The sequence below is a fragment of the Williamsia sp. Y853 genome (genome assembly GCF_056786495.1).
Window position 1 is genome coordinate 265,885 of the sequence record NZ_JBXCJC010000002.1, and the last position, 16,885, is coordinate 282,769.

A 16,885-nucleotide genomic window follows, 5' to 3' on the forward strand; every position below is an offset into this window, starting at 1 on the left:
GAACCCCTGAACTACTCGACGGTGACAGACTTGGCCAGGTTGCGCGGCTTGTCCACGTCGTAGCCTCTGGCCTGCGCGACCGCGGCCGCAAATACCTGAAGCGGCACAGTCGAAACCAACGGCTGGAGCAATGTCGGTGTCTGCGGGATCCGGATCAGGTGATCGGCGACATCCACCACTGATTCGTCGCCCTCTTCGGCGATGACGATCGTGGTCGCCCCACGTGCCTGGATCTCACGGATATTGCTGATCATCTTCGAATGCAGCACCGCGCGCCCGGTCAGTGACGGCATCACGATGATCACCGGGAGCTCGTCTTCGATCAGCGCGATCGGGCCATGCTTGAGTTCACCGGCGGCAAACCCCTCGGCATGGATGTACGCGAGTTCCTTGAGTTTGAGTGCGCCCTCGAGCGCCACCGGATAGCCCACATGCCGGCCAAGGAACAGCACGGTGCCGCAGTGGGCGAGGTCGCGGGCGAGCGCACGAACCGGTTCCATGGAGTCGAGCACCTTGCTGACCGCGGCGGGCATCGCTTCGAGCGCCGCGAACTCACGGGCGACCTCGTCGGGGTACTTGGTACCGCGTGCCTGTGCCAGAGCCAGTCCGACCAGGTAGGTCGCGGTGATCTGCGCGAGGAAACACTTGGTCGATGCGACGCCGATCTCGGGGCCCGCATGGGTATAGAGGACGGCATCGGATTCGCGCGGGATCTGGGCACCATTGGTGTTGCAGATCGCCAGGACCTTGGCCTTCTGATCCTTGGCGTGCCGCACCGCCTCGAGGGTGTCGGCCGTCTCCCCCGACTGCGAGATGGCCACCACGAGCGTCGAACGGTCCAGCACCGGATCCCGATACCGGAACTCACTGGCCAGTTCGACCTCGACCGGCAGCCGGGTCCAGTGTTCGATCGCATACTTCGACAGCAATCCGGCGTGATAGGCGGTACCGCAGGCCACCACGAAGACCTTGTCGATGTCGCGCAGGTCGTCATCGGTCAGTCGCTGCTCGTCGAGGACGATGCGCCCGTTCTCGAAGTGACCGAGCAGGGTGTCGGCCAGTGCCTGCGGCTGCTCGGCGATCTCCTTGAGCATGAAGTAGTCGTAGCCACCCTTTTCCGCGGCAGCGAGGTCCCAGTCGATGTGGAACGGTTTGCCGGGTTGGACGTTCCCCTCGAAGTCGGTGATCAGGTAGCTGTCGGCCGTGATGACCACCACCTGGTCCTGGCCGAGTTCGACGGCGTCGCGGGTGTGCTCGATGAATGCCGCCACATCGGAACCCACGAACATCTCGCCCTGCCCGACACCCACCACCAGCGGTGTCGACCGGCGTGCGGCCACGATCGTGTCGGGGTGATCGGCGTGGGTGAACACGAGCGTGAATGCACCTTCGAGCCGCGCGAGGACCGCGTACGCGCTGGCCACGAAGTCGCCTGCGGTGGGTCCGGACGCGTACTGCAGGTAGATCATGTGGACTGCGGTCTCGGTGTCGGTATCGGACGTGAACTCGATACCGGCCTGCTCCACCTCGCCGCGCAACGCCGCGAAATTCTCGATGATCCCGTTGTGGACCACCGCGATCTTGCCGTCGATGCTGGTATGCGGGTGTGCGTTGCGGTCGGTTGGCCGGCCGTGGGTTGCCCACCGGGTATGCCCGATGCCGGTGGTACCGGTAAACGACTCGCGCCCGATGGAGGCGAGTTCCTTGTCGAGGTTCTCCAGGCGACCGGCCTTCTTCTCGACTGCAGCGTTACCCGCGCCGTCCAGAATCGCGACTCCGGCCGAGTCGTAACCGCGGTACTCCATCCGCCGCAGCGCCTCGACAACAACCTCGAGAGCATCGCGTCTGCCCACGTATCCGACGATTCCACACATAGTGCTACAGGGTACTTGCCGCCTGCGGCAGGAGTGAATTGCCGCAAGCAGAACCAGATTTGCGAAACCAAAACTCCGCTTCGGCGTGACAGGAAACGACATTCCGGGCTACAGTGAGCGAACTCTTGGAAATCACGGAGCGCAAGCGCCGCGAGAGTCAAGGGGGATGCGTCGGTTGGGACGCCCTGGATACGTTCGATTCGTATGTCCTCCACCACCGGTGGCCAAGTCGATTGGCACCTTCGACATCACTGGATATTGATCCGGTTATCGATCTGAATATCTCCGATAGTTATCCCTTCCGCCTCTGGAATCAATGATTCTTTGGCTGCACTCTTGTTTCCACGCTTGATGAACCAACATTCGTTCCAATTCCCTTCTCAAACACCCTATTCGGGCATTTTTGCGGGTATCTTTCCAGAAGCGGTGATCTCCCCCGCATCGGCGATCACCAGCATTCGAAGGAAACAAGCATGAACTGGCTCTGGGACCTATCGGTGCTCGACGGCGCGCTGCCATGGATCATCGACATCGCCGGGTTCGCCGGACTCGCCTGGCTGATCCTGTTCTTCAAGAAGAAGTACCTGCTGGTGGTGGTACCGGTGGCCGCCGCGGTCGCGGTGGCGCTGGTAGTCCTGTCCAAGTGGCTCATCGAGGATGTCTGGAAGCTCTTTTCCGACGCGGTGCCCACGAACTGCTACATCTGGGGCGGTGTGGCGGTCTTCGCGGCGCTGCTCTTCATCCCCAGACTGGTCATGGGTAGCGGTCGCATCGGCAGAGTCATCACAGTTCTCGCTGCCATATTCGCGATTGTCATGCCGTTGTCTGCGATCAACGAACACTTCAGCGAATATCCGACGGTCGGGTCGGTTTTCGGGATCAATCACTTCAAGACGATTTCCCTTGAAGAGGCAAGCAGAAACGATCTCAAGACCGTAGATCCGGATGAATGGAAGAACCCTCACGATCTGCCAACCCAGGGCAGCATCAGCACCGCATCAATTCCTTCCACGGCATCGAGTTTCACTGCGCGTCCGGCCAAGATCTATCTGCCGCCCGCCTATTTCTCCCACCCGCGCCCGCTGCTTCCTGTTCTGGTCCTGATGGCGGGACAACCCGGAGCTCCCCAAGACTGGCTCGTCGGCGGTCGACTGCCCGAGACCATGGACAACTACGCGAACCAGAACAACGGGCTCGCGCCGATCGTGGTCGTGGCCGATGCCACTGGCAGCGCGTTGGCCAATCCGCTGTGCACGGACTCCAAACTGGGCAACGTCGCGACCTATCTCTCGCAAGATGTCCCGAACTGGGTCAAACAGAACCTCCAGGTCGACGAGAACGCGAAGGCGTGGGCCATCGGCGGACTCTCGTACGGCGGCACCTGCGCGCTGCAGATGACCACCAACCATCCGGAGATCTACCCGACGTTCCTCGACCTGTCCGGCCAGTTGGAGCCGACACTCGGCAACCGCAAACAGACCGTCGATGCTGCCTTCGGCGGAGATGAGGCCAAGTTTGTTGCCGTCAATCCGATGGACCTGATGAAAACGAAGCAGTACCCGGGCGTGGCAGGCGCTTTTGTGGTCGGTAAAGACGACACCGAATACCGGCCCGGACTGATGCAGGTCTACGAAGCCGCGAAGGCCGCCGGGATGGACGTGCATTTCAGCACCGTGCCGGGCGGCCACTCGTTCGCCGTCTGGTCAGCGGGCCTGAAGCAAGAAATGCCCTGGCTCGGAAAACGGCTCGGTCTGCCGTGAGACATACGACAATCATTCGAAGTAGCGATGCACTACACATGCGGGCTGATGTTCCGTTGAGGCCCGCCACTCGCCGGACGCGTCCGGCGACACGAAACGAAAGGTGCCGATGAGCACGCCCGAGACCCCCAGTGAGGCAACACCGGCCGAGCAGGCGGCAGCCACCACCGAGCCGGCGGCGACCAACACCACCGAGCCGGCGGCGACCAACGCCACCAAGGCGGCCGACACCACGACTGCGCAGACGGCAGTTGCACCCCAACCTGCCTCAACGCAGACCCAGGTTGAACCTGCGGGACCGTCGGCAGTCGCCAAGGTTGCCGGGGTCCTCGGACAGACGATCCGCAGGGTCCCGTTCACCGCGGCGCTCATCTCCGTCATTCTCGTGCTGGGCATCGCCACCGGGGCACTGTGGGAGGCGGTCGAGCACAAGAGCTGGTTCGACAATGTCGCATACGGTTATCAGCCGCTGACCGAGGGTAAATGGTGGACGCCCCTGTCGGGCACACTCTTCGGACTGCACCCGCTGCGATACCTCAGCATCGTCCTGTTGCTTGCGATCTTCGTCGGTTGGTCCGAATGGCTGCTGGGCACTCTGCGGGTGGCAGTTGTCGCGGTTGTCGGCCAACTCGTCGGAATCCTGGGTGCGATAGCCTTCATCGCGATCTTCCTGCCGGCATCCTGGCACTGGGTCGATGGCCTGTCCGAGGTCCGCGACGTCGGGGTGACCACCGCGGTCGTCGCATCCGTGGCCGCGGCAACCGCCTGCCTACGATCCCCGTGGCGCTTGCGGGCCCGAGCGATCCTCCTTGCCTACGTGGCGATTTCGTTCCTCTTCGAAGGAACCCTCGCGGATGTCTCGCACCTGATCGCCGTCACTGTCATGCTGATCGTCGGCGAAAAGTTCTTCAGCAGGCACGAATCGGGCGTGATGCCACGCACGCGCCAAGAGATCAGGATGATCAGCTTCCTCGGCCTGGTCCTCATCGGGGTCGTGAACATCGCGGTTGCACTGTTCCCGGGAGACGGACCGTTTGGTCCCACCGACTCGACCGACAAGTTGAGCTGGGGATCGATCGTCACCATGCTGATCGTGCTGCTCATCGCGGATCAGCTACGTCGTGGGCGTCGGTGGGCGTGGTGGATCACCGTGGTCTACGGCCTGTTGTACGTTGCCGCCCTCATCGTTGTCATCGTTGCCCTCATCACCTCGTCGTATGTCGGCCAGGGTGCGGTCACCATGGGAACCGGCCTGCTCTGGATCGTGGAATTGATCCTGCTGTTCAATGGCCGCTACGCCTTCACCGTCCCGTTCAACAGCCGAAAGGTGATGGCCGGGAACGGTGGACCGGATCCGTCGCAGCAGGTCCGTACGTTGTTGAAAGAACACGGCGGCAGCACGATGAGCTGGATGATCACCTGGGAGAACAACCGCTACGCCTTCACGAAAGACGGCACGGGGGTCATCGGATACCAGCGTCCCGCCGGAACCCTCGTTGCACTCGCCGACCCGGTCTGCGCACCGGACAAACTCACCGAGACGGTCCGCGAGTTCACCGACCTCGCCGAGAACAGCGGCCGGATCCCCTTCTGGTTCTCGGTCAGTGAGAACACCGCCACCGTCGCCCGCGACATGGGTTGGCGCACACTGCAGATCGCCGAAGACACCATCATCGACCTGCCGACGCTGGCCTTCAAAGGCAAACCGTGGCAGGACATCCGATCTGCCATCAACCGGGCGAAGAAGGAAGGCATCACCTTCAAACTGACCACTTTGAAGGACGAACCGTTCGCGGTGCTCGCGCAGGTCCGCGCGATCTCCGAAGAATGGGTCGGCGACAAAGATCTCCCCGAGATGGGGTTCACCCTTGGCAGCGTTGAAGAAGCCCTCGACCCCGATGTTCGCATTGCGCTGGCCACCGATGAGACTGGATCGATACACGGTGTGCTCTCGTGGCTGCCGGTCTTCGGACCCGATGGCAGCATGCGCGGGTGGACGCTCGACGTGATGCGCCGCCGCGACGACGGCTTCCGCCCCTGCATCGAGTTCCTCATCGCCAGCTCCGCACTGGCGTTCAAAGCCGAAGGTGCACAGATCCTCTCGCTGTCGGGTGCCCCGCTGGCGCGGGCCGAGAACGAATCGGGTGATGCCGAGGCCATGGATCGTCTCCTCGACACACTGGGTGCGGCGATGGAACCGTTCTACGGATTCCGGTCCCTGCACGCGTTCAAGATGAAGTTCCAGCCCCGGTACGAGCCGGTCTACATGTGCTTCCGCGACGAGGGCGACCTGCCCCGCATCGGAATTGCGTTGACGCGCGCGTACCTTCCCAACGCCACCCCGGGTCAGATGCTCAGGCTGGCGACGAACAAGGAGTAATCGCGCCGATGCACGTGCTGGGTGATCTCGGGCGCCGCATCCGCGACGGGGTGCGGTGGCGGCGGACGAAGCGCCGGCTCGGCACCGTTCGCGTCTGGCGACTCCCGATCGGGCTCGTGCTGTTGGCGGTGGTGATGACCGGCGTCTTCCAGGCCATCGACAATGCAACTCCGTCGGAGACGGTCGATACCGGTTCGATGGCAACGCTGCTCAGTGCGATCGCCGGGGGCATGATCACACTGACCGGTCTTGTCTTCACCGCGACAACCCTGGCGATGCAGTTCGGCGCCACCCAGGTGTCGGTACGAGTGGTACCTGTCCTGCAACAGGATCCGGTCATCCGATGGGCCAACGGTCTTTTCCTGGCCACCTTTGTCTATTCCCTCATCGTCGCCTCCGACATGGCCTCTGAAGACAACCGCGCCCCGATCGCCTCCGGCGCCTTCGCATTGCTCCTGGCCTTCGCCAGCGCAATCATGTTTGTGGTACTCGTCTCCAAGGTCGGGCGAATCCTGAACTCCACGAGGCTACTTCGCTGGATCGCCGAAGAGGGACACCGGGCGATCAAACGCACATACACCGGTATCTCCACCGATCTCACCGCCTCAGGCCGCGAGAGCCCGATGCCGGCGACCCGGTCACCGGATCTCGATCTGCCTTCCGTGACCATGAAACTGGAACGACTGCCCGGCAAAGGCCGGGTGCTGGTGGCGATCAATCTCCCGCAACTGCAGCGACTCGGAGTTCGCTGGGGCGCGCAGATCGAGGTGCAACCGCGTATCGGTGACTTCGTCGCACTCGAGGCCCCCCTCTTCGTCGTTCATGGGGACGCCCTGTCGCTCACCGAGATCCGGAAGCATCAGCTCCTCGGGACGCTGTGTTTCGGCGATGCGCATCGGCCATCGGTCAGCCCTTCGGCGGCGTTGCAGGCAATTGTGGACGTTGCGCTCAAAGCGCTGTCCCCCGCGATCAACGACCCGGGGCGCGCAGTCCAGGCCATCGACCATCTCGAGGATCTGTTGTTGCTGCTCGCACCCCGGGTGCGCACCGACCGCACACTGGAGGCGATGTCGCGGGTACATGGTTACCGACGGACCTGGAACGACTACGTCTCATTGGCCACCGATGAGATCCGGCATTTCAGTACCGGCTCCACCCAGGTCCAGCGCCGCCTGCGTTCGTTGTTCATGACGTTGCAGGCGAGCACACCGCCGGCTCAGCACCCGCCCCTGATCGAGCGGCTTGCCGCTCTCGACCAGCAGGTGAGCCGGGAGTGGAAGACCGAACTCGACATCAGGCTCGCCAGCGTCGCCGATCCCCAGGGCCTCGGCTCGGAATCGGGTGGCCAGGCCCACCAGAAGTGGGCTCCGGCCACCGATTCGCGAGCCCCGGAACAGCTCTAGGCGGTCCCGGCACCGAGCTTGGTCGAGGCCTGCGAACGGGCGCGCTGCGCCTCGATGGCGTCGTCGAACTCCGCGCGCCAGTTCTCGGTCAGCGGCAGCCCACGGGCCACGGCTTCCTCTGCCGACAACTCCACGGGGAATCCGAAGGTGTCCGAGAGCTTGAAGAGGTCGTCGCCGGTGACGGTGTCGCCGGTCTTGCCCAGCCGTTTCAGCTCTCGCAATCCCTTGCCAAGCGTCCGGCGGAATGACCGCTCCTCCTTCTCCAGAACCGCAATCACCACGTCGCGTCGATCCGCCACCTCGGGGTAGGCCTCCGTGTAGAGGTCGGCAACCACCGGGACGAGTTGGGTGAGCAAGTTCTGTTCCACCCCGAGCTGATGGGCGAATCGGATCGCACGACGCAGCAGACGCCGCATCACGTAGCCCTGTTCCTTGTTCGACGGGACAACACCGTCGACAGCCAGAAACACCGCTCCGCGGATGTGGTCGGCGATCACGCGCATCGCCACAATGTTGTCCTCATACGACTTCGCGGTGAGCTCTTCGATCTTCTCGATGATCGGCCACAGCAGACTGATCCGATATACGTCCGGGCTGTCGATCGCCGCGGCCGCGATCCGTTCGAGGCCACCACCGTAATCGACGTTCCGCTTGGGCAATTGCGCAAAACCGTCGTCCGTCTTGGCATATTGCATGAAAACCGAGTTGCCGATTTCCATGTACTGCCCGCCGTCGGAGTTCTGATGCGGGTACTTTCCGAAAGCGGTGTCGTGCTCGACCTGCGGGAAATAGTAGAAGACCTCGCTGTCGGGACCACCGGGGTCACCCACCGGCATCGTCGCCGGACCGCCTGAACGCGACCACCAGTTCTTGTCGCTGTAGTAGGCGATCCGCGCGCCCTGGTTACCCTGTTCGTTGCCCTGTTCCTCGGTGAGCAGTACCACTCGATCTGCCGAAACCCCTGCCGCGGTGAACAACTCGGTCCAGATGTCAGCACTCTCGTCGTCGCGTGGGATGCCGTTCTCCGGGTCGCCTGCGAACACCGTGACATAGATGCGACTCGGGTCGAGACCGACGACATCGGTCAGGAAATGCCAGAACAGTGGAATCTGTTCGGATTTGAAGTAATCGCCGAGACTCCAATTGCCCAGCATCTCGAAAAACGTGGTGTGCCGGTTGTCGCCGACCTCCTCGATGTCCTGCGAACGCAAGCAGGTCTGCGAATCGGCCAGACGTTTGCCTTCCGGATGCTCCTCGCCGAGCAGGTACTTCAACAGCGGTTGCATACCGCTGCCGGTGAACAATGTGGTGGGGTCGTCCTGCGGTACCAGCGGGGACCGCGGGATCAGGGCATGGCCCTTTTCCTGCATCAAAGACAGGTAGGCACTGCGGATTTTATTGGCATCCATTCGAATACTCTCCCAATATCCCGATCCAAATGCGCGCTGAATCGACACTCTCGGCCCAACTTGCTTTCTTTAGACGAAGGCCTGCTGCCGTTGGTCGCCGCGATCACCTAGAGTCAGATCGTGGCCAACCCCAAGAAGCTTCTCTCGCAGCTGTCCAGAACGGGACCGCACAAGGTCCTGCGCGGCGACATGGCGATCGTCGGGCTCCCCGGAACCATCTACACACCAGCACAGGGCAAAGACCTCCCCGGCATCGCGTTCGGACACGGCTGGCTGACCGGTGCCAAGCAGTACTACAAGACGCTCGCGCATCTGGCGTCCTGGGGCATCGTGGCGGCCGCGCCGTCCACCGAGAAAGGCATGCTCGGCTCCGACGAGGGACTGGCCGCCGATCTCGAAACAGCGCTGGGTGTGATCAGCGAGGTCCGTCTCGGCACCGGCGACATCACCGTGAACAAGCATCGCCTCGGGCTCGTCGGACACGGTTTCGGCGCGGGTGCGGCCACACTAGCTGCTTCCCGGAGTGAGCGCGCGAAGGCGCTGGCCGCGCTGTATCCGGCACCGACCAGCAAGGCTGTGCTTCCGGCTGCAGAGGCGATCAGGATTCCGACGATGATCCTGACCGCACCGGGTGAGCTCGAGTCGATGACCTCGAATGCGTTGGCGTTGCGCCGCGCTCTGCCTGCCGAGAGCCAGGCTGTTCTGCGGATGGCGCCGAAGGCCGACAATCGTGGCCTGGCCGAGGGATTCAGCGTGCGTGGGGTACTGGGCGCCGGTGGAAACAGCAGGGCCACCCAGCGGGTGACCCGCGGTGTCCTCACCGGTTTCCTGCTTCATCAGCTGACCTCCGACAACACCTACTCCGCATTCAGCGATCCCGATGCCGCGCTGGGCAAACTGCTCACCGTCGATCCCGAATCGCTGTCGCCGGGTACCGAAGATGTGGTCGATCCACTCACGCGACTGCTCCGTAGCTGACCCGACCGGACGAGAAGGTTCGGTCAGCGGTCGGTCAGCCAACCGCTGCCGAACGAGGAGTCCACTCCGGTGTCGATCGGGCCGTCGCCGGATGCGGCCCGGTTGTCGCTGACGATCTCGTCGGCGACGTCATCAACTCCTTCGGTCATCGATGCCGGTGTGGAGATCGGGCTGTGCGGACTGAGGTCGATGTCGTCGGCGGGCAGGAGTATCGCCCCGCCCCGTGCGACCGACTCGCGCGTGACACCCCGGCGGTGCCGATCGTCGGCGGCCTGCACCCGTACCCGTTCACCGAGCACGGCCACCTGTCGCTCGTAGTTCTTTGTCGCAGAGGCGGTCTTACGCCTTGCCGCGGCGATGATCTCATCGAACAGGTCTGCAACGCTCACTGGTCACCCGCCAAAGCCAGCTGTCCATCCTCCGCAGGTGAGGCCCTGTCGCCCTGTTGTGACGATTGCGGCGACACCGGCGTGCCCCTGTTCGACGGGGTGTCACCGACTCCGGGCGTGGTGTGTTCGATGTCCGGCGCCGGCCGGGTGGGGGCCTGAGGCGACGCCTGCGGAACCGAGGTCTGCGATCCCGACTCTTGGGGCGGGCACGGCGTTTGCGCCACGGCTGGCGGCGTGACGTCGGTATCCGGGGACGCCTGCGACGGCGGAGCCACAGGTTCGGTGGCCGCCCCCTCTTCGGTGGCCGTTTCTTCTGCGGTGGAGCTGCCCTGATCCCCGGCACCTCCCTGATCCCCGGCGCCGTCTCTGCCTGCTGTCGCCTCCGTGGTCCCGATCGAACCGTCCGGTCGCACTTCGAGTACATGGGTGTCGGTATCACCGCACGCGCCGGTCACCGTAAGGTTCACCGACGCACCATCGGAACCCGCCTCGATCTCGATGATCTTGTCGCCCAGCATGATCGAGGCGGCCGCGCCCCCTGGTCCGCTACGACGATCGGATCCCACCGGTTCTTCCGCGGGCCCCGTGTCGATCGGCCCGTCGGCCGACAGCCCACCGCCCTGAGCGAGCACTGTGGTGATCGCTTCGGACAGACCGGTGACCGCGGCGGCAGCGATGGTGCCGACAACACCCAGCAACGGACCCAACAGTTCAGCGGCTGCCTCCCCCGAGAACGCCGACGCGCCCAGCGCCGGCGCATCGGATACCCCAGACGTGCCCGTACCAGCCGGGATGCCGCTCTCACCGCGGGAGAAGGTGGCGGGTGATACCGGGGTCGCCCCGGAGACAGACTGCCCGGTAACGGCTGGGCCGGCTTTCGCCACACCCTGACCCGGGTCCGCTTGTGGGTTCGCCGGTACCCCGCCCCGGCCCGACTCCCCCGCCCTTCCAGCAGGCCCGTCCCCGTCACCGCCCCGATCTGCGCTCCCGCCGCCGTCGCGTCTGAGTTCGCCGTCGGCCCCGGAGACCGCCGCTGGACAGGCGGCGCTGTCGACCGCTGCCATGGCGTTACACAGCCCCGACAGAATCGCTTCGATGGCGTCATCGCAGGTGGTCACCGCCGTCCCGAACAGGTCAACGGCGGCGCCGATCGCGGCCCGGAGTTCGGCGTGGTGCGCAAAGCATGCTGTTTTCATCTTCAGCCACAAGGCAATCGGAACACCGAGGAGGTTGTCCGGTTCGATCATGGCGATACAGCTGTATTGGGTGAAGCGTGCGACGTCGATGCAGTCGGCCGCGACCAGCATGCCGGCGCCGATCCCGGCGATCTCTGCAAGATCGGCCTCGGCACGCGGAACGATCAATTGAAGCTGCTGTTGCGCGGCGATCCCGGACCCATCCGGCCACACGTCGGCCAGGACACCCTCTTGTTGTTTCTGGACCGCGACCGCAGATGCCACGGTTGTGTGGAGTTGTTGCACCACAACACCGTCGGCACGCAGTTGGGCCGTGCGCAGGTCGTCAGCCTGGCGAAAGCGCCCCTCGAACACCGCGAACTCGGGGAAGTCGGTCATCCCCAATCGCTGCGCCAGTGGTGCGACATGTGCAAAGAACTCCAGGGCGGACTCGGCCGCTTCGCGCGTGGCAGCGAGTTCGGACTGCAGGTTCGTGCCGGCGCCTGGTCCCCTACCCACGCCGGGCTTCCCCATCGCCGAAGGAATCGGCATTGATCGTGTCTTGTCCGTCCAAGGTGTCGGCCGCACAAACCAGGCCGTCACCGAACTGCCGCGCCGATTGCGCCAGCATTCTCACACTCTGTGCCATCGCCATCAGGCCCGCCGAGTAGGCCAATTCGTGATGGGCGTAGCGGCGGCCCAACTGGGCACCGAAGTCGCAATCCCCCAACCCCATGCACGCAACATCCACTGATCGCGCGGTGCCGACGAAGATGCCACCGACGCGCCGCACCTCCAACGGATCGATCCAGGTCTGATTTGCCATGCTGACCTCCCACCAGGTTGGACGTACCGGTGTGCGGTGAGGTTCCCTGATCGATTTCAGATGGCAGCGCCGGGATCATCCCGTCGAAACAGCGATGTCCGCGCCCCGAATACACGGGGCGCGGACATCACGACAGGCTTTCGCCTATCTCAGCTCAAGAGCCGAAGAAGACACCAAGAAAATCGGCGTTCTTGATCAGGAACTGAAAGATTTCCAGTACATCAATGTCAATGGACGATCCCATTTTGAATCCCTTCATAGAGGTGACAGCACGGTCACCCTGCGCGACCTGACGATTCGGGAAAAGCATTTCTTCTCAAACATTTCCCGCCAACAGCATTCCACAGTCAGGCATGTCTGTCATAACGAAAACCTCGACGGCCGACGCCGGTGACGAGCTACACCCAGATAAAGTTCTGTTCACCCAAAAATCTCTTGCACAAGTGTTAAGTGGTGTATCTACGCAGGTCAGAGGCGTAAATGATGTCAATCAGATATTTCTACAATTTCACATTGGCAAATACCCCGATTATCCAAGGCAATTATCCAGCCCCAAAGAACCGAACTACAGTGACCCCAGTACGGGGGACGCCAATTCCATTCCATGCCAACTACCAGCATGAACAGAGTCGCCCAACCATGTCGATCGTCCAATGGTTGCGAATGCGAGAATACTTCTCGAAGAATTCACATAGGGGCCAAACAAGCAGCAAGATTCGAAAAACAGTGATTCAAGTCACATCTGTTGTCAGATGTTTGCGGGCGCGTCGCGCAGGCGCGTGTGCACTGCGTCAAACGAGACCCGAAGGCCTTCGGCGATCAGGCCGCCTCGACCGCCTCGGCGATCCGCTGGGCAACAGACCGGGCCTGCTCGGCGGTGGCGGCCTCGACCATCACCCGAACCAACTGCTCTGTCCCTGACGGCCGCAGGAGCACGCGCCCGGTGGTCCCGAGTTCGCCTTCGGCCACTGCGACAGCTTGTTTCACCGATGCGGCCTGCGCCACGACGTTCTTGTCGGCCACGCGGACATTGATCAACACCTGCGGTAGCGCGTGCATGATCGAGGCCAGGTCGGCCAGCGATTTACCGGTGGAAGCCATCCGGTCCATCAGTGCCAGACCGGTCAAGATGCCGTCGCCCGTGGTGCCGTGTGACGGGATCACCACGTGGCCGGACTGCTCGCCACCGAGAGAATAACCACCGGCGCGAAGTTCTTCGAGTACATACCGGTCGCCAACGCCGGTGGTGCGCACCGCAATTCCGGCCTGCGTCATGGCGTGATGCAACCCGAGGTTGCTCATCACCGTAGCCACGAGGGTGTTGTCCTTGAGGGTGCCTGCGTCTTTCATGGACGTCGCGAGCACCGCCATGATGGCATCGCCGTCGACAATCTCGCCCGAGGCGTCCACTGCCAGGCACCGATCGGCGTCACCATCGTGAGCCAGTCCGAGATCGGCACCGTATTCGCGGACTGCTGCCTGCACCTGATCCAGATGTGTTGACCCGCAACCATCATTGATGTTGTTTCCATCGGGATCGGCACTGATCGCGATCACCGTGGCACCGGCGGCGCGGTAAGCGCGCGGGGCGGCCAGATAGGCGGCGCCGTGAGCGCAATCGACCACAACGGTCACCGGCTTCAGGTTCGACTCGACCATCCCGGAAAGGTGCCGCAGGTAGATATCCAGGGCGTCGTCGGCGTCACGGACCCGCCCGACATCGGCCCCGGTCGGACGCGGTACGGCAGCGTCGAGCGCTGTTTCGATGGCGTCCTCGGCCGCATCGGCCAGTTTGTGGCCACCAGGGCCGAAGAATTTGATCCCGTTGTCGGGCATCGGATTGTGTGAAGCCGAGATCATGACGCCGAACGCGGCGTCGTAGTGATCGGTGAGGTACGCGACGGCAGGCGTGGGCACGACACCGACGCGCAGGGCGTCAACACCCGCTGCGGTCAAGCCGGCACACACCGCTGCCTCGAGCATCTCCCCCGATGCCCGGGTGTCACGGCCGACAATCGCAACCGGGCGTCCGGTGGAGTTGGATCGGGTCGCGAGTACTCGCGCTCCGGCTTGTGCCAGCGACAGTGTCAGTTCCGGAGTCAGGTCGGCGTTGGCCAGTCCCCGAACACCATCCGTGCCGAACAGGTGCCCCATTACGTTCCTTTGGTTCTCATGCACACAGGCAGGCGTCCAGAGATTTCTGAACGCCTGCCTGTGGTCAAGACGAGCTCGATAATCCTCGCGACTGAAAAGAGATCAGCGCTTGCTGTACTGCGAAGCCTTACGCGCCTTCTTCAGGCCGTACTTCTTGCGCTCCACTGCACGCGGGTCACGGGTGAGGAAGCCGGCCTTTTTCAGGGCCGGGCGATCGTCCGGTGTGACCTCGATCAGTGCGCGGGCAATGGCCAGACGCAGCGCGCCGGCCTGTCCCGACGGGCCGCCACCATGCAGGTTCGCGAAGATGTCGAATGCATCGTTGCGCTCCACGGTGACAAACGGGGCCTTGATCAGCTGCTGGTGCACCTTGTTGGGGAAGTACTCCTCCAGGCTGCGGCCGTTGAGCTTGAACTCGCCGGTGCCGGGGCTCAAGCGGACGCGAACGACAGCTTCCTTACGGCGACCAACGGTCTGGACCGGGCGATCGAACTCGATCGGCGCACGGGTGTCGACGACCTCTTCGGCAACAGCCTCGTCCACGGTGTAGTCATCGGCGCCGACCTCGGCCTCAACGACTTCAGCAGCCACAACTTCGGCTTCGGTCTGATCGGACACGTTTTGCTCCTCCGGCGCCGTCACTGGGCAACCTGGGTGATCTCGAAGGGCACGGGCTGCTGAGCCGCGTGGGGATGGTTGGGTCCGGCGTACACCTTCAGCTTGGAAGCCATGGCGTTACCGAGCTTGGTCTTCGGGAGCATCCCGATGATCGCCTTTTCGACGAGGCGCTCTGGACGGGTGGCCAGGGTCTCACCGACAGTGCGGGACTTCAGGCCGCCCGGGTGACCCGAGTGGCGGTAGAGCAGTTTGTCGTCGAGCTTGTTGCCGCTGATGGCAACCTTCTCGGCGTTGATGATGATGACGAAGTCGCCACCATCCATGTGGGGGGCGTAGGTCGGCTTGTGCTTGCCGCGGAGCAGATTGGCGCTCTGCACGGCAAGGCGACCGAGCACCACGTCGGTGGCGTCGATGACAAGCCACGCATGCGTGATGTCACTCGCCTTCGGGGTGTACGTAGGCACAGAAAGTCCTGTCGTTTCGGTGATATGGAGCTGGTCAGGTACGTGGCAGAGGTTGCCCTGGCGACCAGTGGGGACCCAGGCCTCGACTCGCCCGGTAAACCAGACGGCCGCGCACCAACGAATAACAGTACCGTTCGGGCGTCATCATGGTCAAAACGCCTCCGACCAGCGCTCGAGACCGGCCCGTGTCAGCGCGGCTCGATCCGCACCGATCGGACCGCCGTGCGGCATTGCGCGTCGATGGGTTCGCCCGCCGATCCGCTCTGACAACCGATGCTGACCTGCAGTCCCCGCTCCACCGTCAAGTACCAGCGGATGGTCCCACCCGATACCGGGACCTCGCGATAACTGATCACCTCGCGGCCCCCGAACTGCGTACTCGCGGAGAACTCCTGCACGACCGCGTCACCGCGCTGATCGATGCGGTTGCGCAGGCTCACCGCGACCGAGGCCAAGGTAGAGGTGTCACGGACCGTGTTCTGCAGGACGATCAGACGGCTGTCGTTATCCGCGGCGGCGAACGTGGTTCGCGAGACGACGCCTTCGGCAGGCGGTTCGCTGCTGCTCCGCCAGCCGCCGGGAACCGTCAAACTCACGCGTCCGAGTTGGACCGTCTGATCGGCCTCGGCCACCGGCGCCGCCGACGCACCTTCCCTCATCACCGCGACACCGACGCCAACTGCCGCCGCCACAACCACCAGCAGGGCCGCGACGGCAGCGACGATGCGGCGCCGGCTCCGGGCTCTGACCGGTGGTGGGCCGTCGTCGATGCGTGCGGGAGGCAGTTCGGCACCACCGAATCGGCGCAACAGTGACCGGTCGACCGTCAGGACCCGGCCGACGATGGTCGATGCTTCGGCGCCACGACAGACCGCAGCCACCGCAGCCCGCTCGCGACCGTCGACCAGAATCGCCTCGACGCGGTTGTCCACCACGTCGGCCAGGAGTTCGGGTAGTCCCTCCGGATCGGTGAGAACCCGGGTCGACGAGATCTGCGGCCCGGCCGCCGACGACCGCAGCTCGTGGACGTCGATCCGCCTATCGGACGCGCTGCGCCCGTGGACCTCGATCACCACCACACATTGGGCCGCCGAGTCGAGGTGGGAACGGGCGATCGCCACCGCGCGCGGTACGAGTTCCAACTGGCTGCAGTACGCAAGTGCCGCGTTGCGCAGGATCTCGGTTCGCCGGTGGCCCCACGTGCTGGGGTACGCCAGCGTCACCGGACCGATCCCGGCCGTCTCGGCGAACAACCGCGACCACGCCTCGGTGGTGTGCATCCGCCGACCATCGATCGTGACACCCGCACTGTCGATGCCCGCGACCATCGATGCGATGGGGGTGGCGTCGCCCGCGCCGACCACGAACTCGTCGTAGGCGATGTCGGCCACGGTCGCACGGATACCGACGCCGGTATCCCTGACGTCCCGGTTCAACGCGTTCCCGTTCACAGCT

The 16,885-nt window shown here is 63.7% G+C and carries 14 protein-coding genes; 5 read left to right on the forward strand and 9 right to left on the reverse strand.

Going from position 1 to position 16,885, the window contains the following annotated elements:
- Nucleotides 1-11 precede the first annotated feature (11 nt).
- Nucleotides 12-1,874 carry a glutamine--fructose-6-phosphate transaminase (isomerizing) gene (gene glmS, locus AC1TPF_RS13225; RefSeq protein ID WP_482138314.1) on the reverse strand — a complete coding sequence of 621 codons (1,863 nt, stop codon included), beginning with the start codon at nt 1,872-1,874 and terminating at the stop codon, nt 12-14.
- A 473-nt stretch (nt 1,875-2,347) separates the two neighbouring features.
- On the opposite strand from glmS, the gene AC1TPF_RS13230 reads away from it, so the two are divergent.
- From AC1TPF_RS13230 to AC1TPF_RS13240, 3 genes are all read left to right on the forward strand, one after another.
- Nucleotides 2,348-3,634, forward strand: coding sequence for an alpha/beta hydrolase (locus tag AC1TPF_RS13230; protein WP_482144347.1), 1,287 nt, complete (start codon nt 2,348-2,350; stop codon nt 3,632-3,634).
- 109 nt (nt 3,635-3,743) lie between these two features.
- Nucleotides 3,744-6,014, forward strand: a complete 2,271-nt coding sequence (locus tag AC1TPF_RS13235; RefSeq protein WP_482144349.1) for a bifunctional lysylphosphatidylglycerol flippase/synthetase MprF — start codon at nt 3,744-3,746, stop codon at nt 6,012-6,014.
- Between the two features lie 8 nt (nt 6,015-6,022).
- Nucleotides 6,023-7,417, forward strand: coding sequence for a DUF2254 family protein (locus tag AC1TPF_RS13240; protein WP_482138310.1), 1,395 nt, complete (start codon nt 6,023-6,025; stop codon nt 7,415-7,417).
- On the opposite strand, the gene AC1TPF_RS13245 is transcribed toward AC1TPF_RS13240, so the two are convergent.
- Complete coding sequence (locus AC1TPF_RS13245; protein WP_482144351.1) at nt 7,414-8,826, reverse strand: alanine--tRNA ligase-related protein; 1,413 nt, start codon at nt 8,824-8,826, stop codon at nt 7,414-7,416. The two genes, AC1TPF_RS13240 and AC1TPF_RS13245, sit on opposite strands and share 4 nt — an antisense overlap.
- 120 nt (nt 8,827-8,946) lie before the next feature.
- On the opposite strand from AC1TPF_RS13245, the gene AC1TPF_RS13250 reads away from it, so the two are divergent.
- Nucleotides 8,947-9,804 (forward strand): dienelactone hydrolase family protein, encoded by an 858-nt coding sequence (locus tag AC1TPF_RS13250; RefSeq protein WP_482144353.1) that lies wholly within the window; start codon nt 8,947-8,949, stop codon nt 9,802-9,804.
- Nucleotides 9,805-9,827: 23 nt separating this feature from the next.
- Here AC1TPF_RS13250 and AC1TPF_RS13255 read toward each other — a convergent pair whose 3' ends face one another.
- Genes AC1TPF_RS13255 through AC1TPF_RS13265 form a run of 3 tightly spaced genes read right to left on the reverse strand, consistent with a single transcriptional unit; the run spans nt 9,828 to nt 12,194 of the window.
- Entirely contained in the window at nt 9,828-10,193 is a 366-nt protein-coding gene (locus AC1TPF_RS13255) for a hypothetical protein (protein ID WP_482144355.1), read from the reverse strand.
- Nucleotides 10,190-11,887, reverse strand: coding sequence for a DUF5585 domain-containing protein (locus AC1TPF_RS13260; protein ID WP_482144356.1), 1,698 nt, complete (start codon nt 11,885-11,887; stop codon nt 10,190-10,192). The genes AC1TPF_RS13255 and AC1TPF_RS13260 overlap by 4 nt, the downstream gene beginning before the upstream one ends.
- Nucleotides 11,880-12,194 carry a hypothetical protein gene (locus AC1TPF_RS13265; RefSeq protein ID WP_482144358.1) on the reverse strand — a complete coding sequence of 105 codons (315 nt, stop codon included), beginning with the start codon at nt 12,192-12,194 and terminating at the stop codon, nt 11,880-11,882. The genes AC1TPF_RS13260 and AC1TPF_RS13265 overlap by 8 nt, the downstream gene beginning before the upstream one ends.
- Nucleotides 12,195-12,288: 94 nt before the next feature.
- Between AC1TPF_RS13265 and AC1TPF_RS13270 the strand changes: the two genes are divergently transcribed.
- Complete coding sequence (locus AC1TPF_RS13270; protein WP_482138300.1) at nt 12,289-12,588, forward strand: hypothetical protein; 300 nt, start codon at nt 12,289-12,291, stop codon at nt 12,586-12,588.
- Nucleotides 12,589-13,013: 425 nt separating this feature from the next.
- Here the strand turns inward: AC1TPF_RS13270 and glmM are convergent, their stop codons facing one another.
- From glmM to AC1TPF_RS13290, 4 genes are all read right to left on the reverse strand, one after another.
- Nucleotides 13,014-14,348, reverse strand: coding sequence for a phosphoglucosamine mutase (gene glmM, locus AC1TPF_RS13275; protein ID WP_482144361.1), 1,335 nt, complete (start codon nt 14,346-14,348; stop codon nt 13,014-13,016).
- Nucleotides 14,349-14,450: 102 nt separating this feature from the next.
- Complete coding sequence (rpsI, locus tag AC1TPF_RS13280) at nt 14,451-14,990, reverse strand: 30S ribosomal protein S9 (protein ID WP_482138297.1); 540 nt, start codon at nt 14,988-14,990, stop codon at nt 14,451-14,453.
- On the reverse strand, nt 14,987-15,430 hold the full coding sequence (gene rplM, locus AC1TPF_RS13285; protein ID WP_482138295.1) for a 50S ribosomal protein L13: 444 nt from the start codon (nt 15,428-15,430) through the stop codon (nt 14,987-14,989). The genes rpsI and rplM overlap by 4 nt, the downstream gene beginning before the upstream one ends.
- Before the next feature lie 188 nt (nt 15,431-15,618).
- Entirely contained in the window at nt 15,619-16,881 is a 1,263-nt protein-coding gene (locus tag AC1TPF_RS13290; RefSeq protein ID WP_482144363.1) for a type VII secretion-associated protein, read from the reverse strand.
- Between the last annotated feature and the right edge of the window lie 4 nt (nt 16,882-16,885).

What these genes read in the sequence shown, in the direction of transcription:
- glmS (WP_482138314.1), bottom strand. Translation starts at nt 1,874, where the DNA reads ATGTGTGGAATCGTCGGATACGTGGGCAGACGCGATGCTCTCGAGGTT.
- AC1TPF_RS13230 (WP_482144347.1), top strand. Translation starts at nt 2,348, where the DNA reads ATGAACTGGCTCTGGGACCTATCGGTGCTCGACGGCGCGCTGCCATGG.
- AC1TPF_RS13235 (WP_482144349.1), top strand. Translation starts at nt 3,744, where the DNA reads ATGAGCACGCCCGAGACCCCCAGTGAGGCAACACCGGCCGAGCAGGCG.
- AC1TPF_RS13240 (WP_482138310.1), top strand. Translation starts at nt 6,023, where the DNA reads ATGCACGTGCTGGGTGATCTCGGGCGCCGCATCCGCGACGGGGTGCGG.
- AC1TPF_RS13245 (WP_482144351.1), bottom strand. Translation starts at nt 8,826, where the DNA reads ATGGATGCCAATAAAATCCGCAGTGCCTACCTGTCTTTGATGCAGGAA.
- AC1TPF_RS13265 (WP_482144358.1), bottom strand. Translation starts at nt 12,194, where the DNA reads ATGGCAAATCAGACCTGGATCGATCCGTTGGAGGTGCGGCGCGTCGGT.
- AC1TPF_RS13270 (WP_482138300.1), top strand. Translation starts at nt 12,289, where the DNA reads ATGTCCGCGCCCCGAATACACGGGGCGCGGACATCACGACAGGCTTTC.
- glmM (WP_482144361.1), bottom strand. Translation starts at nt 14,348, where the DNA reads ATGGGGCACCTGTTCGGCACGGATGGTGTTCGGGGACTGGCCAACGCC.